Annotated in this window: 23 protein-coding genes; 11 read left to right on the top strand and 12 right to left on the bottom strand. The window is 66.3% G+C overall.

The annotated features are described in order from the left end of the window. Positions 1-3: 3 nt before the first annotated feature. Both KF745_04210 and KF745_04215 read right to left on the bottom strand, forming a co-directional pair. Positions 4-1,098 carry an ABC transporter permease gene (locus KF745_04210; protein ID MBX3357612.1) on the bottom strand — a complete coding sequence of 365 codons (1,095 nt, stop codon included), beginning with the start codon at positions 1,096-1,098 and terminating at the stop codon, positions 4-6. Positions 1,099-1,156: 58 nt separating this feature from the next. Then, positions 1,157-2,101, bottom strand: a complete 945-nt coding sequence (locus KF745_04215; GenBank protein ID MBX3357613.1) for a type II secretion system protein — start codon at positions 2,099-2,101, stop codon at positions 1,157-1,159. Positions 2,102-2,534: 433 nt separating this feature from the next. Here KF745_04215 and KF745_04220 point away from each other — a divergent pair, with 433 nt between their 5' ends. Together KF745_04220 and KF745_04225 are read left to right on the top strand one after the other, a co-directional pair. Further along, on the top strand, positions 2,535-4,826 hold the full coding sequence (locus KF745_04220) for a hypothetical protein (GenBank protein ID MBX3357614.1): 2,292 nt from the start codon (positions 2,535-2,537) through the stop codon (positions 4,824-4,826). 155 nt (positions 4,827-4,981) lie between these two features. Beyond that, a complete protein-coding gene (locus tag KF745_04225; GenBank protein MBX3357615.1) occupies positions 4,982-6,346 on the top strand; it encodes a hypothetical protein in 1,365 nt (454 codons plus the stop codon). A 23-nt stretch (positions 6,347-6,369) separates the two neighbouring features. Here the strand turns inward: KF745_04225 and KF745_04230 are convergent, their stop codons facing one another. After that, complete coding sequence (locus tag KF745_04230) at positions 6,370-6,831, bottom strand: response regulator (protein ID MBX3357616.1); 462 nt, start codon at positions 6,829-6,831, stop codon at positions 6,370-6,372. A 241-nt stretch (positions 6,832-7,072) separates the two neighbouring features. On the opposite strand from KF745_04230, the gene KF745_04235 reads away from it, so the two are divergent. Further along, positions 7,073-7,552, top strand: coding sequence for a hypothetical protein (locus tag KF745_04235; protein ID MBX3357617.1), 480 nt, complete (start codon positions 7,073-7,075; stop codon positions 7,550-7,552). A gap of 104 nt (positions 7,553-7,656) precedes the next feature. Further along, the gene (gene dacB / locus KF745_04240) at positions 7,657-9,297 is read left to right on the top strand and encodes a D-alanyl-D-alanine carboxypeptidase/D-alanyl-D-alanine-endopeptidase (GenBank protein MBX3357618.1); all 1,641 of its coding nucleotides are present in this window, start codon (positions 7,657-7,659) and stop codon (positions 9,295-9,297) included. A gap of 41 nt (positions 9,298-9,338) precedes the next feature. Here the strand turns inward: dacB and KF745_04245 are convergent, their stop codons facing one another. Beyond that, positions 9,339-11,090, bottom strand: coding sequence for a UbiD family decarboxylase (locus KF745_04245; protein ID MBX3357619.1), 1,752 nt, complete (start codon positions 11,088-11,090; stop codon positions 9,339-9,341). A 12-nt stretch (positions 11,091-11,102) separates the two neighbouring features. On the opposite strand from KF745_04245, the gene KF745_04250 reads away from it, so the two are divergent. From KF745_04250 to KF745_04260, 3 genes are read left to right on the top strand one after another with little or no spacing between them, the layout of a single operon-like run. Beyond that, on the top strand, positions 11,103-11,786 hold the full coding sequence (locus KF745_04250; protein ID MBX3357620.1) for a class I SAM-dependent methyltransferase: 684 nt from the start codon (positions 11,103-11,105) through the stop codon (positions 11,784-11,786). Between the two features lie 20 nt (positions 11,787-11,806). Next, a complete protein-coding gene (locus KF745_04255) occupies positions 11,807-12,955 on the top strand; it encodes an ATP-binding cassette domain-containing protein (GenBank protein ID MBX3357621.1) in 1,149 nt (382 codons plus the stop codon). Then, complete coding sequence (locus KF745_04260; GenBank protein ID MBX3357622.1) at positions 12,952-14,250, top strand: ABC transporter permease; 1,299 nt, start codon at positions 12,952-12,954, stop codon at positions 14,248-14,250. Before KF745_04255 ends, KF745_04260 begins: the two co-directional genes overlap by 4 nt. 13 nt (positions 14,251-14,263) lie before the next feature. Here the strand turns inward: KF745_04260 and proC are convergent, their stop codons facing one another. Further along, a complete protein-coding gene (gene proC, locus KF745_04265; protein ID MBX3357623.1) occupies positions 14,264-15,109 on the bottom strand; it encodes a pyrroline-5-carboxylate reductase in 846 nt (281 codons plus the stop codon). Between the two features lie 155 nt (positions 15,110-15,264). On the opposite strand from proC, the gene KF745_04270 reads away from it, so the two are divergent. The 3 genes from KF745_04270 to KF745_04280 all read left to right on the top strand — a co-directional run bounded on the left by KF745_04270 (position 15,265) and on the right by KF745_04280 (position 17,968). Continuing rightward, positions 15,265-16,332, top strand: coding sequence for an acetyl-CoA carboxylase carboxyltransferase subunit alpha (locus tag KF745_04270; protein MBX3357624.1), 1,068 nt, complete (start codon positions 15,265-15,267; stop codon positions 16,330-16,332). A gap of 142 nt (positions 16,333-16,474) precedes the next feature. Further along, complete coding sequence (locus KF745_04275) at positions 16,475-17,272, top strand: TraR/DksA C4-type zinc finger protein (GenBank protein ID MBX3357625.1); 798 nt, start codon at positions 16,475-16,477, stop codon at positions 17,270-17,272. A 27-nt stretch (positions 17,273-17,299) separates the two neighbouring features. Continuing rightward, entirely contained in the window at positions 17,300-17,968 is a 669-nt protein-coding gene (locus tag KF745_04280) for a signal peptidase II (protein MBX3357626.1), read from the top strand. On the opposite strand, the gene KF745_04285 is transcribed toward KF745_04280, so the two are convergent. Both KF745_04285 and KF745_04290 read right to left on the bottom strand, forming a co-directional pair. Beyond that, positions 17,969-19,000, bottom strand: coding sequence for a hypothetical protein (locus KF745_04285; GenBank protein ID MBX3357627.1), 1,032 nt, complete (start codon positions 18,998-19,000; stop codon positions 17,969-17,971). Positions 19,001-19,032: 32 nt separating this feature from the next. Next, the gene (locus tag KF745_04290; protein MBX3357628.1) at positions 19,033-19,410 is read right to left on the bottom strand and encodes a cupin domain-containing protein; all 378 of its coding nucleotides are present in this window, start codon (positions 19,408-19,410) and stop codon (positions 19,033-19,035) included. Between the two features lie 50 nt (positions 19,411-19,460). Here KF745_04290 and KF745_04295 point away from each other — a divergent pair, with 50 nt between their 5' ends. Then, positions 19,461-20,138, top strand: a complete 678-nt coding sequence (locus KF745_04295) for an MBL fold metallo-hydrolase (GenBank protein ID MBX3357629.1) — start codon at positions 19,461-19,463, stop codon at positions 20,136-20,138. Positions 20,139-20,203: 65 nt separating this feature from the next. Here KF745_04295 and KF745_04300 read toward each other — a convergent pair whose 3' ends face one another. The 5 genes from KF745_04300 to KF745_04320 all read right to left on the bottom strand — a co-directional run bounded on the left by KF745_04300 (position 20,204) and on the right by KF745_04320 (position 26,112). Next, positions 20,204-21,448: a tetratricopeptide repeat protein gene (locus KF745_04300; GenBank protein MBX3357630.1), complete on the bottom strand. Its 1,245-nt coding sequence runs from the start codon at positions 21,446-21,448 to the stop codon at positions 20,204-20,206. Between the two features lie 136 nt (positions 21,449-21,584). Then, a complete protein-coding gene (locus KF745_04305) occupies positions 21,585-24,401 on the bottom strand; it encodes a hypothetical protein (GenBank protein MBX3357631.1) in 2,817 nt (938 codons plus the stop codon). A 347-nt stretch (positions 24,402-24,748) separates the two neighbouring features. Continuing rightward, entirely contained in the window at positions 24,749-24,994 is a 246-nt protein-coding gene (locus KF745_04310; GenBank protein MBX3357632.1) for a hypothetical protein, read from the bottom strand. Between the two features lie 73 nt (positions 24,995-25,067). Beyond that, on the bottom strand, positions 25,068-25,712 hold the full coding sequence (locus KF745_04315; GenBank protein ID MBX3357633.1) for a prepilin-type N-terminal cleavage/methylation domain-containing protein: 645 nt from the start codon (positions 25,710-25,712) through the stop codon (positions 25,068-25,070). Between the two features lie 46 nt (positions 25,713-25,758). Next, the gene (locus KF745_04320; GenBank protein ID MBX3357634.1) at positions 25,759-26,112 is read right to left on the bottom strand and encodes a hypothetical protein; all 354 of its coding nucleotides are present in this window, start codon (positions 26,110-26,112) and stop codon (positions 25,759-25,761) included. Between the last annotated feature and the right edge of the window lie 85 nt (positions 26,113-26,197).

Genomic DNA, 26,197 nt, shown 5'->3' on the forward strand with positions numbered 1-26,197 from the left:
AGTCTACCGCCCGCCCGACAGCCGGTGCTTGGTCTGGTCGACGACGACGGCTAGGACAATCGCCATCCCGATCACAATATTCGTGTAGTTGGAATCGATGCCCAGGACGACGATGCCGTTGTCGATGAGCTGGATCACCAGCGCCCCGAGCATCGCCCCGATCGCCGACCCGCGCCCCCCGCTGAGCGACGCCCCCCCCACCACCGCGGCGGCGATCACGCTCAGTTCATACCCCGTGCCGGCGTTCGATGCGGCGGTGCCGTAGTACCCCAACAGCATCGCCGCGCTCAGCCCCGCCAGCGCCCCGCAGATCGTGAACAGCGCCACCTTCACCGCACCGACGGAGACCCCGGCGTACTTCGCGGCGGTCTCGTTCCCGCCGATGGCGAAGGTCCAGCGGCCGAACGTCGTCCGCGTGAGCACCGCCGCACCACAGAGAGCGACGACGACCATCACCAGCATCGGAACCGGGTTTACACCCCAGAGCGTCGCCTTGAACCCGTGGGTGGTGTACGAGATCGGGAACTCGCTGATCGATTGCCCCTTCGTGAGCACGAAGGCGATGCCGCGGTACACGGCCATCCCGCCCAGGGTGATGATGAACGGGTGCACCCGCAGGCCGACGGTGGCCAGCCCGTTCACAACCCCGCACAGCGCCCCCGCCCCGCAGCAGACCGCCACGCCGAGGGGAATCGCTACCCACCCGCTCACCCCGGGCCCACCACCGCCGCCGCCCCCGCCCGACGATTCCAGCCACTTGAGGACCGTGGCCCCGACCACCGCGGCCAGCGCGTACATCGAGCCCACGGACAAGTCGATGCCACCCATGATGATGACGCCGGCCATCCCCACGGCCATGACCGCGATGAAACTCGAGTCCTTGGCGATGCCGACCAGGTTGTCCTTGTTCAGGAACTTGTTGACCTGATAGGTCTCACCGGTCTCGCGGTCACGCCGCTCAATGCTCCCGGACGTGAACGTCAACCCCAGCACCATGAGGGCGATGACGACGACGAGGCCGAACTCCTGCGCGCCGAGCACCACCCTGAAGAAACCCCGGCCGTTGCCGCCCGCGCTGTCGATCGCTCGGTTCGCCACACTCGCTCCCATAGGGGATGCGGATCATAATCGAATTTAGCCCCTCCCTGCCTCGGTCCTAGTCGTGCGTCTGTAAGCGGTCGCTGCGAAAAGGATCGAGGATATTCACGTTCTGCGGATTCGTGTTTCCCCCGGTAAAGAACGAGGCCGCTGCGCTGCCTCGGACCATTGTCGCATGCCCATCGGTAAAGGCGTAGTTACCGCCGTCAGTGCCGTGGTTGTCCTCCTTCGAGAACATATTCGTCTGGGGCCGGACCCCCGCGGCGATCGCGTCGCCAGCATCGCCCCACCACGCCCTTGTGCCGACGTCGCAGCAGTTGGCCTCATCACCCCACAGCGGCGCCGGTCCGACCAGGGCCGGGTCATCCAGTTTGAACCCGGCGATGTAGAGGTAACTGATGTTGTAACTCACCACCTCCTCAACCGACTTGGGCGCTCGCGGCTGTTTCGGCTTACCGGTCGTGTACGCTCTGGAGCCCGGCGCCACAGATGGACTCCAATAGATGTCCAGCCTGTCCGACGGACACACAAGAGCTCCGAATCCCTCGAGGTACCCCTCCATGATGGGTGTTGATACCGGCGGGGTGGTCAGGTAGAACCCTGCGATCCATCCCGGATCCTGAGTGGTCGAGTCGGTCGCAGCGCCGTCACCAAGTTGCCGCAGGCTGAACATGCCGGCGACACCGCCATGGAGTTGCTGGTTCGAGTATGGCCAGGCCGCCACCTGCGCCGCGGAGAGCCCGCCCGGCGTCGCCGGCACCGGCTTGACCGGGTACCACTCCCGCTGGTCATTCGCGTAGTAGTTCATCGAGAGCGACATCTGCCGGCAGTTACTCAAGCAGACCGTGCGGCGCGAACTCTCCCGGGCGCCAGCCAGCGCGGGAAGGAGAATGGCAACCAGCAGCGCGATGATCGCGATCACCACGAGCAGTTCAATCAGCGTAAACCCGCCTCGATCCTGAGTCGTGCGCGATGGGCCATCCGGCTGCGTGGTGCTTGACATGGTCTTCATCCCGTTCTTCATGCGGCTGAAACCGCGTACAGCCTTGCCGGTCGAATGCCGGCCCCCCTCGACTCACTGCGGAAATCCAGAATACCAAATGGAGCCCGTCAGAAACACCGTGGCGCCGCGAATACGCGCCCGCGTCGGAATCCCCGTTATACCGTCTGTACGGCCCGTCAGCAGGTCTGGACGCACAGAATCATGCAACTTGTCGCCTGGCCGGGGCACCGCCGCATTCAACACTGAACCATCCGAATACCTGACACCAACCCCACGAATCCCGTCTGAAACCGATTTCGGTTCGAGCGACTTTTTTGTGGAAGTTTCCGCCCATTGCGGTACGCTAGGAACTTTGATGAGTCCCTAAAGCAGGGATTCTACGTACAAATACCTGATGAACGCCCGCGATATGGGCTGCACAAGGAGTTTCCGGATGAGGACTCGTTCCATGTTGATCGCCGGCCTGGCGGTCTCGGCTTCTGCCGCGTACGTGAACGCTCAGCCGACGATCGACGGCATGCGGGATGGCATGTACGGCCCCGCGATCTGGTTCAACTCGGAAAACCCCACCCAGTTCGGTGACAACAACTACACGCCCCCGGCTCCCTGCTCGCCGACGAGCGGCGCCGGCGTGTCAACGGGTGTCGAAGTCAGCATCCCCCTGGCGAACATCGGAAACCCGAGCGAGGCGGCGATCCGCATCGCGGCGTTCATCAATGGCTCAAACCACGACTTCATGGCCAACCAGGTCGTCGGCGGCATTCCCGCCCAGGCCAACCTGGGTGAACCGCGCAATGTGAACTTCCAGGCCCTGTCTCTGGGCGGCAACCAATACGTCCCGGTAATCGTGGCTTCGACCGCCGCGGCGCCCCCCACGGTTGATGGGTCGATGGACGGTGCGTACGCGGCCGCGTACACCGCCGCGGGCCAATCGGCGTGGGTGCAGAACCTCGGAACCGGCTTCGGCAACGCCACGACCGGCACGATCGGCGCCTGCAACGGTTCCGAGATCGACGGGGCGTACGCCATTGTCGCGGGACCGGTGAACGACCGCCGGCTCTACGTTTTCATCCCCGGCAACGTCGAGACCAACAACAACAAGCTCGAGATCTTCATCGATACCAACGGGTCGGGATCGGGCCAGAACCGCATCCTGAACACGAACGCCCCGATCGGCAACCCCAACGGCGGCGTGAACCGGATGGGCGGAGCGCCGGCCGCGAGCAACGGCGTGCGGTTCGACGTCGGCTTTGCCCCGGACTACTGGCTGGGCATCGGCAACAACACGGCCCCGACCAACCCGATCTACGTCGACTGGGCCGAGCTGCTCACCGCCGGCAACGGCGCCGGCGGCTACGCGGGCGGCACAACCCACGGCGTCGGCACCCTGACCGGCGGAGATGGGATCCTGGGCATCGAGGCCACGATCAACAACTCCAATGTCGGCGGCGTCGATGGCTGCCAGCCCTCCCCGGGTCAGAACGACTTTGCCAACGGCTCTGAGATCGACGCGATCTACGCCTACCGCGATTCCACCTACCTCTACCTCATGGTGACGGGCAACGTCCAGACCAACAACAACACCCTCAACCTCTTCTTCGATGTTCAGAAGGGCGGCCAGCAGCAACTCCGCGGCTCGGCCAGCTCACCCCCGAACGTCGACATCGATTTCAACGGCCTGAACAACATGGGACAGCGCCAGGTGACCCAGCCGATCGACCCCGGCGCACCCGGCTGCGACGTGCCCGATCCGTGCAACAACGGGTGCCCCTGCGAAACCCTGTCCTATTCCGGAATGAAGTTCGACAACGGCTTCTCGGCCGACTACTGGATCTCCGTCAAGAACAGCGGAAACCCCGTGATCCAGTACGCCAACGCCGCGTTCCTGCGGACCAACGGCCGGGCCGAGGACATCCTGTTCAACTCCCTCGACTACGGGTCCTACTTCTACGCCGCCAAGTCGTATATCAACCCGCTGAACTTCCCGGCGTCGTTCTATGACGTGCAGGCCGATCCGTTCGTCGATCCGGGCGCCACGCTCCCGAACCTGTACACCGATGCGGCTCCGCGCCTCATCTCGGCGAACCCCTACAACCCAGCCTCCGTGGCGGTGCCCGGCCTGATCCTGGCGACGATGAACAACTCCAACCTGGCGGGGGTGACCGACACCCTCGCAAGCCAGGCGCTCGCCACGGCTGTGACGACGGGCGTCGAGCTCCGCATCCGCCTCGACGAACTCGGCGCGACGCCGACCTCTGTCATCCGGCTGGCCGGCTTTGTCGCGAGCCAGGACTACACCTTTGGCTCCAACCAGGTCATCGGCGGTCTTCCCGCTGGGACCGGCAACCTCGGCACCACCTCGGCGATCGACTTCACGGCCATCGCCGGCAACCAGTTTGTGGTGATCAACCCGCCCGTGGTCGGCCCTGACTGCTTCACCAAGACCGCCACGAACGTCAACGGCCTGCCCCAGGCCGGCGGCGCCAACGGCACCGCCGACAGCACCGAGTGTGTCGGCGACTGGGACCGCAACGGCACCGTCGAGCCCGCGGACATCGCCCAGTTCATCCAGTCCTGGTCCTTTGCGGTGGCCAACCCCGGCCTCCCCAACATCGCACGCCAGGCCGACCTGGACTGCAATGGCGCTGTCGAGCCCTCCGACATCGCGGTGTTCATCCAGTACTGGGTTGGCGGGACCACGCCCGGCAACCTCGGCTGCCCATAAGCCGAAACCCGGGGCCATATCGGCACGTACCGACCGACGCACGTCTGCCTCGCGCAGACGTGCGTCTTTTTTGGACCCAAGCGCCTTTGTGCATCGCACACTGCGTGGTACAGTCCGCCCGCCGCCAGAACCCGCCTGCCGATGGAGGAATCTCATTGATCCGGTCCGTCATTCTCGTCGCGTCACTGTTCATCACAAGCACCGGGTATGCCCAGTGGAATCCCCAGGCCGGACAGTGGGGCAAGACCGACTCCAACGACCTCCGCGTCATGACGTGGAACGTCCGTGATGCGATGTGCTCATCCAACTTCAAGACTGAAGGGACCAACAACTGGACCGCGGTCGCCCGCATCATCGCGCAGATGAAGCCGGACGTCCTGCTGCTGCAGGAAACCGGTGACAACAGCGGCAACGGCACCGGATCCGGAGTGGATTCCATCGGCAACCTCCAGGCCACCGCGGCCCTGCTGCTCCGTGGGGGGACGGACTCGTTTCGAGGCGGGGCGGTGACGGCGTACGTTCAGAAGTACGCGGCGGGCTACGACTTGCCCTACATCTATGTCAGTTCGTCCAACGACGGGTTCAATCGCAATGTCGTGCTCAGCCGCTATCCGTTCAAGGATCTCAACGGCGCCGGCGCTCCGGTGATCAGCGACTTTGGCGTCTCCGCCTCGGGGTACGCGCCCGGTGGCACCGGCGGAATCCGCGGCTTCGCGTGCGCACAGATCACGCTCCCGCCCTTTGTCTACAAGGGGGACGTCGTGGTCGGCACGAGCCACCTCCGCAGCGGCTCGCAGAGCAGCGACCTTGCCGAGAGGCTCGTGGCGTCGCAGAACATCGCGTATTTCCTCGACTACTACTTCAATGGGGCTGGCACTGGCAACCCGAACCCGGCCGGGACCGTGAACATCCCCGGGCAGCCGGCCCGCATCCTGAACGCGTGGACCCCGATCATCTGGGGCGGTGACTGGAACGAGGATGAGCAGACCAACGGCCGCAAGGGGCCCGCGGAGTGGATGACCCAGGCCGCCGTCTTCGGCGGCACCGACGGCACCGACCGCGATCGGTCCGACAGCACCTACGACGACGCCCGCGATCCCTTTACCAACGGTCGCCAGACGTTCAACTCCGGTTCGAGCAAGTACGACTACATCGCCTGGCAGGACTCGATCGCGACGCTGCGGCGGGCCTCGGTGTTCTCCAGCGTCAACATGTTCGCCGCGGCCGCCACTCCGCCGGCGGCGTTTGCAGGCTGGTCCGGCAGCGTGCAGACGATCAGCGGGGTTGCTTCGGATCACCGACCGGTTGTGGCCGACTTCGTCCTCCCGGCGGCGTGCCCGGGGGACTGGGATCGGAGCCGGACCGTCGATCCGGCGGACATCGCGGTGTATGTGAACGAGTGGTCGTCGAATCTGGTGAGCGGCGGGTTGTCCGCGGACCTGGACGGCGACGGCGCCGTCACACCGAGCGACTTGGCTGTTTTCGTCAACGCCTGGCTGGCGTCGCTGTCCGGCTGCTGAACTCGTCTGTGCGGCGACAGCGCCTATTCGTCAACGCCAGGCCGGCGAGCCCGTCGCATCTGCTCCTGCGTGCGGTCCAACTGCTTCTTGAGCAGCCGGAGCCTCAGGAGCGACCGCACCCGCGTCAGCAACTCGAGCCGATTGACCGGCTTGGTCAGGAAGTCGTCGGCGCCGGATTCAACGGCCCGCTCCACGTCCCCGACCTCGTTGAGTGCCGTGACCATCACGACGGGAATGTCGCGGGTGGCGGGGTTGGACTTGACCTTCGTGCAGACCTGGAAGCCGCTCATGCGCGGCATCATGACGTCCAGCAGGATGATGTCGGGCTGGTCTCCCTCGATCGCCTGCATGGCCTCGACACCGTCGCGGGCGGTCCGAACTGGAAGGTCCAAGTCCTCCAAGTAGGCTTGGAGGAGCTCCAGATTCTGGGCGTTGTCGTCCACAACCAAAACCGAACCGGCCTCGGCCAGGGTCGGGTCCGGCATCGGCCGTTCCTCAGCCGTCGGAGCGGATCCGGGGGTCGGGGGCTGGGGTTGGGACTGTTGTGAACTCATTTTCGCCTCGGGTCGGGGCAGCGGCCAAACCGCTGAGTCTATGGGGGTGCCTCCAGCATCGCAACGCATACGCACATCTCCTGTACATCCTCGGGCGACGGCCGGCCAGAGCGGTGCCTCATGGTGGCTATAGTTGGCCAGCCGAAGCCATGTGGAGAAGCCACAAGGAGTTATGGCAAAGTCCTCGCCACATCGAAGTACTTGGGAAGATCGCTTCCGCGCCCCGGCGCCGAGCGAGCTGCGCGGGCATTACAGAAACAAGACCCTGTGCGGCATCGCCGAATCCGTTCAGCAGGCGCTCTCACGGCTCGCCAATGTCGATGAGCGGCTCTGCTGGGAGGGTCTGCCGTGGCGCTGGACGTGGGTCTACTCGCTTCGAGGGCTGGACCAGTCGTTGGCATACCTGATCCCCGATCCGGACCGTCCACAACTCGCGGTACCGATCCCCGCGTCGCTGGTCGACCGTCTGGGGATCGCCCAGATGCGGCGCACGGTTCGCGACGTGATGAGCCATGCGCGGCTGGTGGGCGGCATCTATTGGCCGTCCTGGGACCTCCTGACGAAAGTCGATGCCGAGGAAGTCATCGAGATCGTGGTGAAGCGCCACCGGCTTGCCGTGTCCAGCAGTGCGGAGTTGGTGCCGTCGCGGTAACCGGTTCGGCCCGAATCCGGCGTCGGAAACCAAAGACAGCCCCGCCGCCCGGCCGATGTTGACGGTCTCACCCGGCCGCGCTCTCGCGTAGTCTGGTTGCAACGATGACTCCAGTGCCCAACAGCGCGCCGGGCCACAGCGGCGAGCTCCTGTCCACCGATGGAGGCGTGATGCGTCAGCGAGAGATCACCCGGCGGTTTGTGCTGGTTCTGGCGGTGCTCGTGGCGATTGCGCCGCTGCTGACCCCGGCGGCCTCGGCGCAGGTCCTCAATCGTCAGTTGCGCGACGCGCTGGAGAGCGCCAAGCTCGGCTCGGCCAAGGTCGGGATCAGTATCGTCGAGACCTCCGACGGGAAGCCGCTCGGAGCGCTCCGCGACAACGCCGGGCCGGCCGATCTGTTCATCCCCGCTTCGAACATGAAACTGATGACCTCCGGGGCCGCGGTGCTCGTGCTGGGCGCCGACTACGAGTTCCGTACTCGGGTGTACAAATCGGGCGACAGGCTCGTGATCGAGGGGGCGGGAGATCCGGCGTTCGGCGATGCCGAGCTGCTCGGCCGATCCCAGATGGGCGTGGACGACTTCATCAATCGGCTGGTCAAGGCCGTGCTTGATGCGAGAACACCGTCGGGCGAGATGCTGAACGCGACGTTCAGCGAGGTGATCGCGGACGACCGCGTCTTCGATCGTGAGTACGTCCACCCTTCGTGGCCCGCCGACCAGCGCTCCGAGTGGTACTGCGCCGAGGTGAGCGGCCTGGTGCTCAACACCAACGTGCTGCAGATCTGGGCCAGCCCCGGGCGTGACGAGCGGGATGCCCCGTCGCTGAGGTGGGAGCCCAACGGCGGCGGCATCGAGGTCGAGAACCGGGCCCGCACCGTCCGGCGCGACGACGCGGGCGCTTCGATCGCGTTCATCAGGAACCCATCCACGAACCGTTTCGTCGCGCGGGGGTCGATCCGCCGCGCGTTCGACGAGCCTGTGCGTGTCTGCATGCACGAGAGTGATGGCGCGCTGGCGAGCATCATCGCCGAGCGGCTCACGCTCGCGGGACGCGGAACCGGAGGACGGCCGATCACCGGGCGGCTCGCCCATCTCGACGAATCGCTGGGCGAACCCGGCCAGGTGCTCGTAGTCGTCAAGACGCCGATGCAGACGGTCCTCGAACGTTGCAACGGCGACTCGCACAACCTGTACGCCGAGTGCTTGCTGAAGAAGACCGGGAACGCGGTCTCCGGTCAGCCCGGTTCGTGGGCGAACGGCGCGGCCGTGCTGCGCATGCAACTCAGGGAGCTCGTCGGCCCAACCGCCGCGGCCCAGGTCCAGGTGGCGGACGGCTCGGGCCTCAGCCGCGGCAACCAGATCACCCCGGAGATGATGACCTCGTGGCTCGCCGCGTTGCAGCGAGACCGGCGTGCGGGCGATGCGTTCGTAAACTCGATCCCGCTGGCCGGCGTCGAGGGGAACATGGTCCGCCGGTTCAAGGGCAAGGCGCTCAAGAATGAGGTCCGCTGCAAGAGCGGGTACATCAACGGTGTGCGGACGCTCTCGGGGTATGTCACGCAGCCCGAGTCGGGCCGCCGGGTCGCCTTCAGCATCCTGGTCAACGAGATTCCCGGGAACGTGTCGGGGGCCCGGGTGAAGGCGTTCCACGAAGACGTCGTGCTGATCATTGATTCCTGGCTGGGCAGCGGAACGACGCCCTCGAATCGAACGGCGATGGAGAGGGAGGCGGTTGGGGGCTAACCGACTGGACAGGCTCGGCCTGCCGACACGCAGCCACGCTGTTACAACCCGAACTCCCCCCACCGCTGGGTCACCCGCGCCTTGATCGACTCGGCCATGGCGATAATCGGCGGCCACGAGCGAACGGCGTGGCCTCCCGCCTCCTCGCCGACGATCTTGCGCGTCGCATCGAACCCGATCTTGTGCCCCGCGCCAAGTCGCGGGGCGGCGTGATCCAGAATGTCCAACGGGCCGTTGACAATCTCGATATCCCGCCCCGGGTCCACGTTTGCGGCAAGGTGAAACAGGACCGCGTCCTGATCATGCACGTCCACATCGTCGTCGACGACGACGATCATCTTTGTCCACGACATCTGGCCGGCGCCCCAGATCGCGTGCATCACGCGCCGGGCGTGCAGCGGGTATTCCTTGCGGATCTTGATGAACGCGCACGAGTGGAAGACGCCGAACATCGGCAGGTCGTAGTCGATGATGTCCGGGACGATCGTCCTGAGCAGCGGCAGGAAGAGTCGCTCGGTAGCCTTCCCCATGAAGTAGTCTTCCTGCGGCGGCAGGCCGACGATTGTCGTCGGATAGATGGGGTCTTTGCGGTGCGTGATCGCGGTCACGCGGAGGATCGGGTACCGGTCCGGCAGGGAGTAGAAGCCGGTGTGGTCGCCAAAGGGGCCCTCGAAGACGGCGCCAGGACCCAGGGCCTGCGTCGCGCCGTCGGCGCTCCGCACCCGGGGATCGAAGCCAACCGGTCCCGCCTCATGCGACACATACCCCTCGATGACGATCTCGCTGTTGGCCGGGACCTCCAGCGGAACCGTCCGGCACGGAACCAGAGGAATGGACCCGCGGTTGAGGAAGCCCGCCAGTAGCAACTCGCTGATGCCCGGCGGCATCGGTGCTGTCGCCGCGTAAGGAAGAACCGACTCGCCGCCGAGGGCGATGGCCACGGGCATCGGCTCGCCCTTGGCCTTCCACGATCGCCAGTGCCGCGCCCCATCGTGGTGCATGTGCCAGTGCATCGCCATCGTCTCGCGGCCGAGCAACTGGACACGGTACATGCCGATGTTGCGGCTGGCCGGAGCGGGATTGCCGACATCCTCGGCGTGGATGGTGTGGACTCCACCGAGCGTGATGTAGCGGCCTCGACCGGTGCGGTCCCATTCTGGGCCGGACTCGACGCCGGGGATACCGCTGTTGACGCCCGGCGGGTACCCAAGGGAGGCCAGATCCCCATCGAGCGGCCAGCACCTCAGCAGCGGAAGGCGGAACAGGTCGACCCCCCCACCCTTCGAGCCGTCGCCGGCTCCGTCGGCCGTGTGAACGACTTCCTGGCAGATTCCCGACCGGACCTTCCGCGGCGGCAACTTGGCGAGTTCGAGCAGTTCCGGGATCTTCTGGAGCTTGGCGAGGAGGGTGGGCGGCGGCTCGGGCTTGACGATTCTGCCGAGCCGTTCCGCGAGCGCCTCGAGGCCGCCAGGGGTGTGGCCGGCGGGAGCGCCGCGCCCCGGCTCGTTGCAACCCAGGGCCATCTCCATCCGGCGGTAGGAGCCGAACTGGTTGATCAACACCGGCATTTCCGAGCCGTCGACGTTTTCAAACAGCAGGGCTGATCCACCCAGGGAGTGGAACCGACGATCGGTCTGGATCGTCGATGCCGAGGGCGGGCCCGCGGCTGGAGATTTGCTCACCCGATCCGTGATCTCGGCGATCTCCAGGATCGGCGACACCCGTGCCGAGATCCGCTTCAGTTCGCCCGCTGCGGCGAGCGCGCCGACAAAGTCCCGTGTAGTCTCGTACATTGGGGGGAGCGTATGCGAAACTCCGGCAGCGAACAGCATGATCCCGCCGCGGCGGCGCCGACCGGCCCGGACTGGCCGGCGTACTTCGATGCCGTCGCAGGGCTCGGTCCGCGCGAGACACTTCTCCAGGCGCTCGACCGGTTCGACCGGGAGGGACGCGGCGGGCTGGTCGGCGTGGATCTCGGCGCGGGGTCCGGACGGGACACCATCGAGATGCTCCGCCGCGGATGGATGGTGACCGCGGTTGATTCCTGCGAGGACGGGCTGCGCCGGCTCCGGGAGGGCGTTCCGCCCGAGTTCCTGGGCCGCCTGTGGACAGTCGCGGAAAGGTACGAGACCGCGGCCTGGCCCGCGGCCGACCTCATAAACGCTTCGTTCTCGATCCCCCACTGCGAAGAGGGCGCGTTCCCCGGGCTCTGGCGGCGGATCGTCGAGTCCCTCCGCCCGAGCGGGCGGTTCTGCGGGCAGCTCTTTGGAGTCCGCGACGGGCTGGCCGTGGGTACAACGGAGTCAACCGAGCCGATCGGCCCGTCGGGGTGGCGGGGAGGACGGCAGTTCCACACGCGGGAGCAGGTGGAGGCCTTGCTGGAGGGATTCGACGCAGAGTTTCTTGACGAAGTTGAGCGGCCGGGAAAGAACGCGTTTGGAGAACCCAAGGATTGGCATGTGTTCCATATCGTTGCGAGGAAGCGATAGGTCACAGCCACGGATCAGCCATGCCGACCGCCACAACACCAGCCGATCGCGGGTCTCCACGGGCCGATTTCGCCATCGACCTCACCCATGTCGCGAAGACATACCGGGGAAACGTGCAGGCGCTTCGCGGGATCTCGATGCGCGTCAACCGTGGCGAGATCTTCGGACTCCTCGGCCCCAATGGCGCGGGGAAGAGCACACTGGTGAAAATCCTGATGACCGTGATCAGCCCGTCGCGGTGCGAGGGGACGATGCTCTCCCAGCGGGTCGGCACGAAGGCGGCTCTGCGAAGGGTGGGCTACCTGCCCGAACATCATCGCTTTCCCGACTACCTGACCGGCCGACAAGTCCTGGATCACTTTGGCGCGATGTCGGACGTTCCGCGCCGGGTCCGGCGTCAGCGGACGAACGAACTGCTTCCGCTGGTTGGCCTCGAGGCGTGGCAGGACAAGCGCGTCAAGGGGTACTCAAAGGGCATGCGACAGCGGCTTGGTGTTGCGCAGTCGCTCATCAACGATCCCGATCTGGTGCTCCTCGATGAGCCCACGGACGGCGTCGACCCGGTGGGCCGGCGGGACATCCGCGCGGTGCTCCAGGAACTCAAGCGCCGCGGCAAGACGGTCTTCCTGAACTCGCATTTACTGAGCGAGCTCGAGATGGTCAGCGATCGCGTCGCCATCATGGTGCGGGGGGTTGTGACGGCGCAGGGCACCATCGATGAACTGACCGCCTACGGCCGCCGGTACGAGATCGAACTGGCCGCAGGAAGCGACAAACCACTGGATGCCGCGACACGCATCCGCCAGATGCTCCAGGCTCCCGGGGTTGTTCGCGGCCTTGAACTCACGGGCTCGCTCGATGACCTCGCGACACCGGACACTGCTGCGGGAGCGAGGTCTGCAGGCCCGGTGATGCGAGGCCGGCTTGCATCCGGCGAGAGCGTTGAGGTCGAGGGCCCCCTGATCCGACTCGGCACGGACGATGCGGAGCGCGTGCAGCCGGTCATCGACGCCCTTCGGTCGAGCGGCGCGACTGTTCGGGCGGTCCGCCCGGTCCGACCGTCTCTCGAGGACCTCTTCATGCGGGCGGTCACCGACCCGACGACAGGAGCCGTGCTGAGCCCGGGCGCTGAGATGGACCGGGCCAACGGCAAGGGAGGACGTCGATGAGGCAGACTGCCGCGATCTTCCTCGATGCATACCGCGAGTTGAACGCCAGGAAACTGTTCTGGATTGTGCTCGCGATCTCCGCGGCCGTGGTGCTGGCGCTGGGACTGCTGGGCAACAACGAGACCGGCGTGACGGTGGTCGGATTCACGATCCCGGTGCCGTTCCTGTCGACCAAGGCGATCTCCAGCGCCGGCTTCTACAAGCTGATCTTCTCGAATGTCGGCGTTCAGTTCTGGCTGTCGTGGGGCGCGACGATCCTCGCGCTGATTTCGACCGCGGGGATGATCCCCGAGTTCGTGTCGAGCGGTTCGATCGAACTTTCGCTGTGCAAGCCGATCTCGCGCGCCCGGCTGTTCCTCACGAAGTACGCCGCCGGGCTGTTGTTCGTGGCCATCCAGGTCCTCATCTTCTCGATCGGCGGGTTCCTGGTCATCGGGATCCGGGGTGGACAGTGGATCTCGACTATCTTCCTCGCGGTCCCGCTCGTACTCGCGTTCTATTCGTTTCTGTACTGCGTGTGCGCCCTGGTCGGGCTCGTGACCCGTTCCGCCATTACGGCGCTCCTGCTCACGATGGTCTTCTGGCTCGGCCTGTGGGCGTTCAACACCACGGACCAGGTGCTGATCCAGCTCAAGGTGACGACCGAGCGCGATGTGCGAAGGGCTGAGCGAAACGTCGCCGCGTTGCAGCGGACCATTGACAGCCTCACGCAGGGCGATCTCGGCGGACCCGATCGCGGTTTAGAGGCGAGGGAACCCGACCCGCCGGTGGCAGCGGCTCCAGCACCCGAGCCGGATGCCCGCCGGCCGCGGCCGCCTGCTCCCCCGCAGCGACCGACAGCCGGATCGCAGAGGCCTGGCCAGGTCGACTTTGGCCGCATGCTCGGAGCGTTCATCCGCGGCGACTCTCGTCGTGCCGCCCCAACCGGCGCAACGGCAGACGAGCGGCTGCGGGATGCTCGACGCCGGCTCGAGACCGCCGAGGATCGCCTGACGAAGGAACAGGGGAGCCTCGCCAGCCTGAACCGGTGGTACACCATCGTGTACCGGGTTCGTACCTTCCTGCCCAAGACCAGCGAGACCACCGAACTGCTCAAGCGGTACATCATCGATCCCAAGGACCGCGAGGGCATCTTCCAGGTCCTTGATGACCACCGTGGCGAGGGAGGAAGCGAGCGCGAGGTGATGAACCTGATGTACTCACGCTCGGCGTGGTGGATTGTGGGGACCTCGCTCGCGTTCGAGGCCGTCGTGCTGGCGCTCGCTACGTTCATCTTCTGCCGGCGCGACTACTAGGTATGGCTGGAGATCAGGCGGACGTCAGTTCTCTCGCGCGGTTGCGACCATTCTCCAACGCGCGAGCAACGGCATCGGCTACCCGCTGCTGGTCAAAGATCGCCACAGCCGCCGCCGTCACGCCGCCCTTGCTCGTGACCCGCTCACGAAGCCTCGCAGGGTCGTCTTGCTCGGCCTTGAGCATCTCGGCGGCGCCGGCGATGGTCTGGCGGACCATCGTTCTCGCCTCCATCGCCGAGAACCCCAGCTCACGCGCGGCCCGCTCCATCGCCTCGGCCAGGTAGAAGACATAGGCCGGGCCGCTCCCCGCAACGGCTGTGAACGCATCGAACAGGGCCTCGTCGATCGTGAGCACCTCACCCGTTGCGAAGAGCCGGCTCGCAAAGGCCAAGTCCGCGGACCCCGCCCCGGGGCCGGCGGCGATCGCGGTCATTCCAGCCCCATGGGCGAGCGGCAGGTTCGGCATCGCACGGACAACGCGGACGCTTGCGGAGCTCGTCGCGCCGGCCGTCATCGCGGCGTGCACAGACTCGGCGCTGCGCCCGGCCATGATCGAGATGACCAGGTGCTCCCCGAGCACCCGGCTGTGAGTCAACTCCGCTGCGACTCCGGGAAATACCTGCGGCTTGACCGCCAGCACGATCACCGCCCCGCTCGCGGCGGACCGCAGCGCCTCCACAGCGCTGGGAACAAGCCGCACCCCGGTGAACCCGATGGACTCTAGAGCCGCCCTCCGCTCTTGATCGGGCTCGGCGACGACAAAGCTCATGCTGTCAGAATCGCGGCGGTGGTTGGCAACAACAACCGCCCGGCCCATGCTCCCCCCACCGATCACGACTACGGCTGAAGTCTTCTGCATCGACCACGCTCCATGGCTCCGCACCGAATCCTCAGGCGGGAAGGTGTGCGTTCGGGGCAGGCTCGGCCCCGCGTCCGCTACCACCATAAGCTTTGCGATTCGGGCCACGGAGGTCGATAGTTCAGTCCGAGGCAATCGGGGGTGGGCCACAACCCATGACAACGTTTTACACAATGGACTTTGAGCGGCCGCTGCTGGATCTGGAGCGACGGATCGAAGTGCTCCAGACTCGGCTCCGAAAGACCTCTTCGCCCTCCGCCGCGGGGGTAGAGGGAGGCGCTGAGGCCGACAGCACGGAGGATCTGCCGGACGACCCCGGGCAGATGGCCGACCTGCTCGCCGAGCTCCGCAGCGAGTACCAGACCAGACTCGCCGAGGTTTACTCGGCGTTGACGCCGGTGGACACCGTGCGGGTGGCGCGACACCCGAAACGCCCGCAGACCCGCGACTACATCGAACTGATCTGCAAGGACTTCTGCGAGCTCCACGGCGACCGGCGATTCGGCGACGATCCCGCGATGGTCGTCGGCTTCGGCCGCATCGGCTCGATCAAATGCCTTGTTGTCGGGCACCAGAAGGGCCGGACGACCGCCGAGAAGATCGCGTGCCATTTCGGCTGTGCCCATCCGGAGGGGTATCGCAAGGCCCTGGCGAAGATGCAACTGGCCGAGAAGTTTCGTCTGCCAATCGTGACCTTTGTGGACACCCCGGGCGCCTACCCGGGGGTCGGCGCAGAGCAGCGCGGCCAAGCCGAGGCGATCGCCGTCAACCTCCGTGAGATGAGCCGCCTGAAGACCCCGATCGTCAGCATCGTGATCGGCGAAGGAGGCTCGGGCGGCGCACTGGGAATCGCGGTTGCGGACCGGGTCGCGATGCTGCAGCACGCGTGGTATTCGGTGATCAGCCCCGAGGGATGCGCGGCGATCCTCTGGAAGCAGGCCAACGAGCAGACCAACGACGCGGCGGCGAGGTCGCTCCGTCTTACAGCCCGCGACAACGTCGAACTGGGGATCATTGATGCGGTTATCCCCGAATCGCTGGGCGGCGCCCACCGTGATCCGGCCGCGACCGCCGCGGCCATCGAGAAATGGGTGGTCGAGTCGCTCGACGAACTGCGCCGCCACAACCCGGCAACGCTGCCCGCCCGGCGATACGAGCGGTTCCGTCGTCTGGGCTCGTATTCTGAGAACGGCGTCGCGGCTCCGGGATCCGAGGCCGATTAGGGATGTTTTCTCGAACCCGGGATAATCCCCGGGCCCCCTTTGACAGCCCACCTCGCTACCCGTACACTTGGCGACTTTTGAACTCGTAGGGCGATATCGAACGCCCGGGCCTATCGAGCAGCCTCAAAGAAGGTGGTACGACGTGGCGAAGAGCGCTCGATCAAAGCAACCAGCGAAGGCCAAGAAGAAGTCGGCTCCGGCCAAGCCGACCAAGAAGCCGGCGCCCGCCGCGAAGTCCAAGAAGGCCTCGCCCGCCAAGTCGGCGCCGAAGCCCGCGGCTCCTTCAAAGACCCCACCTGCGGCTCCGAAGAAGGCGGCAGAATCGCCTAAGTCCGCGCCCGCGGCGGCCCCCGCCCATGACAAGAAGAAGGCGGGTCCCAAGGGGATCACGATTGTAACGCCCCGGCCCTCCCGCCCGACCAAGGCCAAGCCCAAGTATCAGCTCCCGGTGAGCGAGCCATTGCTCAAGCCGGGTGGGCCGAAGTGGAAGCCCTTGATCCCCTCGGGCCCATCGGCCCCGGCCCGCACCAGCCTCGGCAACGAGGTCAAGCCCCAGAAGGGCAAACTGCCGAAGAAGGAACTCGATCGCTACCGTGCGATCCTGATCCGCAAGCGTCAGGAGCTTGTCGGCGATGTTGCGAACATGGAAGACGAGGCGCTTCGCCAGTCCGGCAGCGGCTCACTCTCCCACACGCCGCAGCACATGGCCGAGCAGGGCACCGACGTTTTCGATCAGTCCCTGTCTCTCGACCTCGCCCAAGTCGACCGCAACCTCATCCGCGAGATCGACGAGGCGCTCAAGCGCATCGAGGACGGCACGTACGGCTTCTGCGAGCTTACCGGAAAGCCGATCAAGGCGGAGCGGCTCGAGGAACTCCCCTGGACCCGCTTCTCGATTGAAGCAGCCCGCGAGCGGGAGCGGCGTCCGTACCAGCTCTGATCAGCCCGATCGGCGTCCCAAGACGGCATGATGAACCACCAAAGGCCAAGGAATGGCGATCTGTCACCCGGCGGAGCGGGACGCTGTACTCGCGCGTGGGTTGTCCTGATCGTTGCTGCACTGCTCTCGCTCGCGGCCGATCTCGGCTCCAAATGGGCGGCCTTCCGCTACGTCGCCGGCACACCCGTGGTGATCAACCGCGAGGACGTCCGGCGTGTGTACCAGCAGGACGCTCGCCTGGTGACGACCCTGATCCCCGACCATCGACCGATGGACGCCATCCCCGGTGTCCTGCAGTGGCAACTGGTGCTCAACCCCGGCGCGGTGTTCGGCGTCGGTCCCGGGCAGCGGTGGTTCTTTGTCGGGTTCACCGGCGTGGCCCTCGGATTCGGCCTGTGGATGTTCTCGAAGTGGACCGGGCCGCGAGACACGATGGCGCACATCGGCATCGGCATGCTCATCGGCGGCGGCCTGGGCAACCTCTACGACCGCCTCCACTATGGAGTCGTGCGGGACTTCATCCATCCGATCCCGGGAGTCCGGTGGCCATCGTGGCTGGGGCCTCTGGGCGGGAAGGACGTCTGGCCGTACGTCTCCAACATCGCCGACCTGCTCCTTCTGGTCGGGATCTCGATCCTGCTCTGGTACCTCTGGAAGCGTGACAAGGCCGCCCAACCGGCCGGCGCCATGGCGTGATCACTGCTCGGGCGAGTTGTTGGCCTTCGCGACGATGCTGTCGAGGTGCTCGCGGATTTCCAGCGCCATGCGCGTATTGGGAAACTCCCCGATAATCCGCCGCCCGAGCGCCGCGGCCGCGATCCATTGCCGGTCTTGGACAGCGATCTTGAACTGGGCGCCAAGGTTGTCGCGAGCCTTGCCGATGACGCCGCGGGCCACCTCGCGGTACGGGGCGGCCTCGGTCTCGGTGAGGTAGCCATCGAGTTCGCGGAGCAGGTCCAGGGCCTCCTCGGCCCGCTCCGCGTCGGCCGCGGCTCCCAGGAATCGCCGCTCAAGGTCTGACTTGTACACCGCACGCGCACGCTCCACCCGTTCCCGCAGCCCCTCGACCCGCGGCGAATCCGGGAACAGCCGCTTGATGCGTGCCGACTCGAGCACCGCGGCCTCCCAGCGTCGCTGGACGATCAATCCATCGAGAGACGCGATCGCATCCGCAACCCTGCGCTCGTGGACCACCGACCGTGCCTTCTCGATCTGCGAGCGGAACTGCTCCGCCTCGGCGCGATACCCGAAGTTGTCCGCCAGCTCGGTGCAGAGCACGAGCGCCGCGTCCCATTCCTCACTGGAGATGTCCTCCTCGATCGCCCGGCACAGCAGCTCTCGCTCCGCCCTGCGGTTGAGCAGCCGGCGCGCGTCATCGGACAGGACCTCCTGGTCCGCGAGGCGCCGCATCGCGGCGGAGAGCGACTCGAACTCCCGACGGAGCCGCCCATCGCCACGCACCTGCTGCCGGAGTTTCACCAGGATCGGCGCCAGCGCCAGCACGAGCACCAGGCCGCCGTACCCGACCGCCTGGAGAGGAATGGAGTACAGGTCCGCCCGGGCGCCAAAGTACCCGGTCCCGCGGGCGATGAGGAGGACGCTCGCGAGCAACGGCAGCCCGTGATCGATCAGGAGCCCCGCGATACCGACGCCCGAGTTGCGGCGGCGACGCGGCGCCGGCGTGTCAGGCACAAACGTGGGTTGGAAATCGCGTTGAGGCGTGGTCATGGCGGGTTCTCGTTGGCCTCCACTCGCAGGGATCAACTCCCGGGCGTGGCGTCTCCGCAGTTTCGAGTCACAGGAACCAGGCACAGGAAACGCAGCCCGTCGTTGCCGGCGGTGAACTGGTGCTCCCGGTCCGCGGGCACGAACACGACGTCACCGGCCTTGATATCGTGGAGCCTCCCCTCAAGCAGAACGGTTCCACCGCCCTCGACAACAAACACCTCGTGTTCGTAGTCGTGGCTGTGCCGGGGAGAGTGGCCGTGTGGAGCCACCTGAAAGTGCCGCAGCGAGAATGTCGGTGCCCCATCCGCGCGGCCGACCATAACCGCCATCCTGACGTCCTTGACCCCGGGGATACCCACCGGCGCCATTGGCACCGAGTCGATGTTGCGGATCACGACGTCGAGTCCCATGTCGGCTCCAGGTCGGCGGGCGTGCGGGAGGCCACTCCTAGTATCGTACGATGAACGCAGGGTCACAGCGAAATGAGGCTTCGCAGACTACGGCCCCGCGGATCCGGCGGTTTACGCTCGGGCCATTCGAAACCAACTGCTACGTCGTCAGTCCCGCCGCGGGGGGTGACTGCTGGGTTGTCGATGCCTCGTTCGACCCCGACCCGATCATCAAGCACATCCGCCTGGAGGGGCTCAGGCCCGTCGCCCTCGTCCTCACCCACGCGCACGTGGACCATCTGGCAGGTGTTGGGGATGTTGTCCGAGCATTCCCCGGCCTGCCGGTCTGGATCCACGAGGCCGAGCGCGAATGGCTCACCAACCCGCTCCTCAATCTCTCGGCGATGATGGGGGCGCCGGTCACGGCGCCAGGTCCGGATCGCCTGCTGCACGCGGACGACGATCTTCCGCTCGGAGACCTCCGGTGGCGGGTGCTGCACACGCCGGGGCACTCACCGGGCGGCGTGACGTTCCATCACGCGCCGTCCGGAACCGCGCTGGTCGGCGACACACTCTTCTCCGGGTCCATCGGTCGCTCGGACTTCCCCGGGAGCGACGAGTCGCTCCTGCACCAATCGATCCGCGATCAGCTGTACACTCTGCCTGAGTCGACCAGGGTCCTCCCCGGCCACGGGCCGGAGACGACGATCGGCCGCGAGAAGCGATCCAACCCCTTCGTGCGCGGGTAGGCAGCGGCACAGAGTCTGAGTGGGAATCGGACCGGTCGGCGTCAGCCGACCGGCCCATAGTGCGATCAGTTGACGGAGACGATCTGACGCATCTGGTCGATCGTCTCGCTTGAGGGATCGATCTTGCGAGCCTTCTCAAGGCTCGCCATGGCCGCATCGTTCTGTCCCATGTCCTGCTCGATGAGCGCCGCCAGCAGGTAAGGCGAGGCGTCCTTGGTCGTGCGCTGCTGGGCCTGCCGCAGCGATGCCAGGGCCCCAGGGTTGTCGCCGGTTCGCCGCAGGTACACCGCCCGCAGCATGTACCCCTCGTAGCGGTTGGGGGCCAGGACGATCACTCGCCCGGACGCGATCTTCAGCCGGGGGTAATCCTTCAGAACACGGCAGACGTTGGCGAGATCGATCCAGGTCTGTGCATCGTTCTCGCCCTGCTTGTCCTGCGTCAGGGCGAGCAGCAGCGTCCGGGCGTCGACCAGCCGGTCGAGCTTCATCAGGCACATCGCGCGGAGGTGCTCCAGGTCTCGGCGCGGGGTCTTCGCCGAACCCTCGATCAACTTGGAGAAGTTGTACTCGGCGTCGGCGTACGCGCCCGCCGCGAACTGGGCCCGCGACAGATCCTCGAGAATGCTCACGTTGTCCGGGGCGAGCAGACGGGCCTCCGAGAACAGCCGGACCGCGGTCTCGGTCTGGTTCCGCAGCATCGCGATATGCCCCTGGCTCTGCCGGAGCGCCGCGTTGTACTGGAACTCAGAGCTGTGAGAAGACAGCATCGTGCTGGCGTCGTCGAGCCGGTCGAGCTGGATGAGCATCTCGGCCGCCGCGATGAGATACTGCGCGTTGGACGGAGACAGCTCCATCGCCTTCTCGTACCGCTGGAGTGCAACGTCCGCCTCGCCGAATCGCTCGTGGATGATCCCGATGTAGTACTGCACGTCGTCGGCCTTGGGGTCGAGCTTCTCGGCCGTCAGCAGGGACCTGCGGGCGGCGTCGAGGTCGCCCTTCTCGATGAGGATCCGGCCGCGGAGCGTGTGCGACTTGGCCATCTTGTCCGTGATCGCGATGGACGAGTCGACGCTCTTGAGGGCCTTGTCGAGTTCGCCGGCCAGGAACGCCTGGTACGCCGCGTTCCATTCGGTGCCGCCCTTCATCAGCGCCACCTTGTCATTGGCCTGGTCAAGGAACTCGCTCGTGTACTTGCCGTGCCCCTGGCAGCCGGTGAGGGCTGCCGCGGCGCTCGCAACGAGAGCCGCGGCGAGGCGGCCGATAATCCGGGGCCTGCGTGTGAACGATCGACGGGAAGTGATGCTGGTCATGGTGTAACTCCTCTGGTGGCTCGTGAACGATGGCCCTGCCTGCACGCGGCCCGCAAGGCCGGTCACCGCCGCCTTTGGGCGCCGGCGACCATCTGGAAGAACCGGCGTGCGGGTTACCGCGCGCCGGCCCGAGGAGTTACTTCGTGTCCGTGTCCGCATTCGCGACCGGCGCCTGGAGCGCACCCATCGCCGCGAACATGGCCTTGAGGGACAGCGGAAGGTCAGTCGTCGGCCGCACCGGCTCCGCGCTGGACTGCGGTCCCGACGCGGTCTCGGTGGGATTGGTGTTGGCCTTGGGCAGCGGGTTGCCCTTGTCGTCGCACGACGCGGCCCACACCTTGCCCGAGGTGGGATCAAGGATCCACCCGTAGCCGTTGTGGTACCCGGAATCAGGACCGGTGCCCATCACCACGGTCGAGGCGTTGGGGCCATCGACCCACGGGTTCACCGGGGGGGTCTGCATCATGCCGGCCGCCACGAAGGCCTCCCAGCCGGTATCGCCGGGCGAGCTGGAGAGCGGGGGCAGGTGGCCCTCGTTGAACTCACGGAACGCCCCGATCTGGCCGCGGAGAACGGCAAGCGTCGTGGAGATCGTGAACCGGACGCCTTCTGGTGCCGCCACCATGGCGGGGGCCGGAGCCGGTGCGGGCTCCGCGGCCGCGGCCACCGGGGCCAGCGGGGGGAACTTCGCCTGGGCATCGGGGTTCACAGGCGACGCGGCGGGCTGGTTGCCCATCGCGTTCTGGGTGTGGTCCCGATTCCAGCGCTTGACCGTGACAACGCCGTCCTGCTCGACGTAGGCGAACCCGTTCGCCGGCAGGATGGTGTCCAGAGCCTCGTACACGTTGACGCCCTGGAGGTCGGCGCTCACCGTGCCCGTCACGTCCGGGTCGGCGACGATGATGACGCGGCTCTGCATCGAGATCTGGGAGAGAACATTGCGGATGTCCTTGTTCTGAGCCCAGACGTTCACGAGAGGCAGGGGATCGCCCCACATCTGGTTGTGATCGCCCTCGGGAGCCCCGAACATCGCCATGTCTTCGTTCGGCTCGGTCGACGACTGGGCCTCGGGCGCCTTCTCGGCCGGAGCCGGGAGCGGCGTCGTGCGGTAGAGGGGGATGTCAGTCTCACCCCACGGAACGTACTTGGGCTGGGGCTGCTCGGCAGGCACGTTGACCTGCTCGAACCGGGACTTGACCTCCTCGTTGACCGCGTCCTCCATGACGGACTTGGTCGGCCAGTACTGACGCTCCTGCGTCAGCTTCTCCCGCAGCGCGATCGCGTCGGGCTGGACGTGGTTGAGCGAGAGCGAGCGCTGGATCGTCCACAGAGCCTTCTCGTACTGGCCGTCGCGGGCGAGCGTCTCGGCCTCGACGTTGAGCGTGCCGCACATCTTCTCGCGGGAGAACGGCAGCAGGGCCTGGCGGGCGCCAACCTGCAGACGCTCGATGTCCTCGGTCGCCCGCTGGGCGAACTCGGTGACGATCGCGTCGTTGATCAGCTTGGGGGTGATGAGGAAGATGATCTCGGTGCGGTCGATCTGGTCCTCGTTGCCCTGGAAGGCGGCCCCGATGTACGGCAGGTCGCCGACGATCGGCACCTGACGCCGCGTGAGCTGCGTGTTCTCGCGGAACAGGCCGCCGAGCACCACCGTCTGGCCGTCCTTGACGATGATGTTCGTCGTGATCTCCTGCGTGATCTCGTCGGGGATCGACACGACCGTGCCCGTGTTGCTGGTCTGGTCGCGGACGACCGCCTCCGACACCTGCGGGCGGATCTCGAGGCGGATGGAGTTGTCCTTCGCCACGAACGGCCGGAAGTTCAGCTGAACACCGGTGTCGAGGAACGAGACCGTCTGGGTGGTCGACGTCTCGCTCGAGACCGTGCTCAGGTAGCCGACGCGGCGGCCGACCAGGACGCGGGACGCCTGGCGGTTCAGGGCCAGCACCTTCGGGTGCGAGACGATCACGGTCTGGCTGATCTCATCGAGGACGCGGATGAAGACCGACACGTCGTCGGAGATGATGCCGAACTTCATGCCGCCCGGCGCCGCCGTGTTGCCGACGGTCTGCGTCACCGCGACGCCCTTGTTGTCCGGGGGCGAGTAGCCCTGGCCGGCCGAGCCGTCGCCGCCCTTAATCAGCGAGTTGACCGCGGAGAGCGGGCCGCCCGTGCTGATGAAGTCGAGGAAGCTCAGGTCGCCCAGGACGGTGAAGTCGACGCCGAACGCGTTGGCCTCGTTCAGGGCGGTCTGCAGGATCGTGGCCTCCACGAGCACCTGCGCGGGCTTGATGTCCAGCTCGCCCACCAGCGCCTCGATCGCCGCGATGTTCTCCTCGTAGTCGATCACGACGAGCACGGAGGCCTGGGCGTTGTCGTCCTTGCCGACCGGGGTCTTGTCGTTGACGGCGAACGTCTCGGCCTTGGCCGTGGCGTGCAGCTCACCCTCCTTCGAGAGCAGCGGCTTGACGAACATGCCCGCGTCCTGCGCGTTCATGTAGTTCAGGTAGATGGGCTTGGCCACGCGCTTCTTCAGGGCCTTCTGGATCTCCTCCAGTTCCTGGAGCGTGTACACGTAGATGAAGTTGCCCTGCTCGATGTACCCGAAGCCGTTGACGTGCAGCAGCGCGTCCAGGGCCTCCTTGAACGTCACGTTGTAGAGCGTCGCCGTCACGCGGGCGGAGACGTTCTTGCTCGCGACGATGTTCTTCTGGCTCTGGATCGAGAGCAGTTCCAGCACCGCGCCCAGGTCCTCGTCCTTCACGTGCAGGTCCACGGTCAGGTGGTCCGACACCTTGACCTGCGGCCCGTCCTTCTTGTCCCCCGCCGGCGTGCCCTGGGCGAACACCGGCAGCGGCGCCGCGGCGATCAGCGCCGCCGCGATGACAAGCCCAGGTACCTTGCCCGCCAGCCGCACCAGCTCGCGAGGCGATCGTCCAATCTTCGTTGCCATTTTCGATCCTCCGGCGGGCGTGGCGGCCGTCGTCACGCCTGCACTGCAGAAAAGCGGTTGTGGGTTCCAGAACTCCGGTGAGTGACTCTCTGGCCGCGTCATCCACAGATTTCGTCCGGAAAGCGATGGCACTTTGGGGAACTTTGCCAACTCCAACGACAGGGCGATTCCGGCCGTTCCTGCGCTCCGGGCAAGCCGGACCGCGCCCGCGGCCTGGGAAAGAGCGTCCTCTGTCGGCGCGCGTTATCAGACGACCCAGCCCTGTGCCAACGCGCACGGACCGCGCCCTGACTCAACCGGCTCGTGTTCTCAAGTTCCCCCGCAACTGCCCCCGGGTACCAAGCCGCCTACCGCGGCTCGTGCCCCTCATCGTCGGCCGCGTGCACCTGCGCCTGGGCCGACTGTCGCGCCGAGACCGCCCGGGCGCTCACCTCGGGGTCCGCCACCGCCGTCCGCGGGTGGTTGGTCACCAGCAGCAACTTGGCCCACAGCAGCAGACCGAACACCACGACCACCACCCCGACCGCCACGCGGCGGACCGACGGCGACCTGCTGATCGAAGCGATGTGGCGTGCGGAGGTGCGGTCGATCATCGTCGAGTCCTTCTCGTGGTGCGCGTGCCTGCGGGCCCGGAGCGGGCAATAGAAAGAAACCGGGAAACAAGGGTCAGGTTCCGCTGGGCGGCGGAGCCGGGGGCGCGGCGGTTACGCGGGTGACGGAGGTCCTCCCGGTAAACGCGTCGACAAGGATGTCGTACGTACTGCCCGACCCCACCACGGTGACCTTGCCGCCATTGCTCGGGGTGTTCCCGGAAGGATCGGTGACCGGGCCTCCCATCGCATCGAAATACAGGATCTCGGTGCCGTCGAAATCAACCGCGGTAATCCGCGATGCGCCGAAGCGTGCATCGAGGAAGTCAACAAGGTACTTCCCGTCCGGGCGGGACGCATCGTACATCATGTTCGTGTCGTCCGGCGCGAAGGTGTCGCCGGTGACCTCGTGCACGGAGTACTTCGAAGCCTGAACATTGAACACCACCGCCCGCCGCTCCTGGAACGCGACGGCGTCGGACTGCGCGAAGGTGATATCAGCGACGATCGTCCGGACCGCGGCCTGTACTTTGAGCACGCCGGTCTCGCCCATCGCCGGGATGATCATGGCGCCGGCAATCCCCAGGATCACGATGACCGCGAGCAGTTCGAGCAGCGTAAAGGCGCGAGAGGACGCGGCACCGGCGCAGCGCGCCGCACCCGGCGTAGGCCGGGCGCGGCGGTGGATCGGGCTGGTCATGAGGGATCGGTTGATGCGCACTTCACAAACTCCTTCAAGCGCGCCTCCGACGTCGGTTCAGCGGCGTTTAGTTCGACCGCTTGACCTCGATCTTCGTATCCGAGTTCGGACCGCTGGACTTCTCATCCCGCTTGTCGCCCGAGATCACCACGGGCGGCATTGACAGGACCTTGACATTGAGCCCCTTCTCGAGGCGAGCCGCGAGCGAGTTCTCGAACGCATCGAGCTTCTGGCCCAGCCGCTCGATGGCGCCGTAGATCTCCTGCCGCTCCTGGCCCGAGTTGAACGGGGGCGAAAGGACAGGCTGCTGCGCGACCGCAGCCGCGGGCGAGTTCGAGTCGCCAAACTTCACGAGCAGGTTCGTGGCAAGCAGGGCGGCAATCACGGTGAGGACGCCGTTGAGGTATCGGTCGCGACGCATGGCAGGTCTCCTGTGGAATCGTGGTTCCGGACCACTTCATCGCCCTAAAACCACATTCGCTTCAGAGGAACCTCCCAGTTTCACA

Source organism: Phycisphaeraceae bacterium (assembly GCA_019636655.1).
GTDB lineage: Bacteria > Planctomycetota > Phycisphaerae > Phycisphaerales > UBA1924 > JAHBXB01.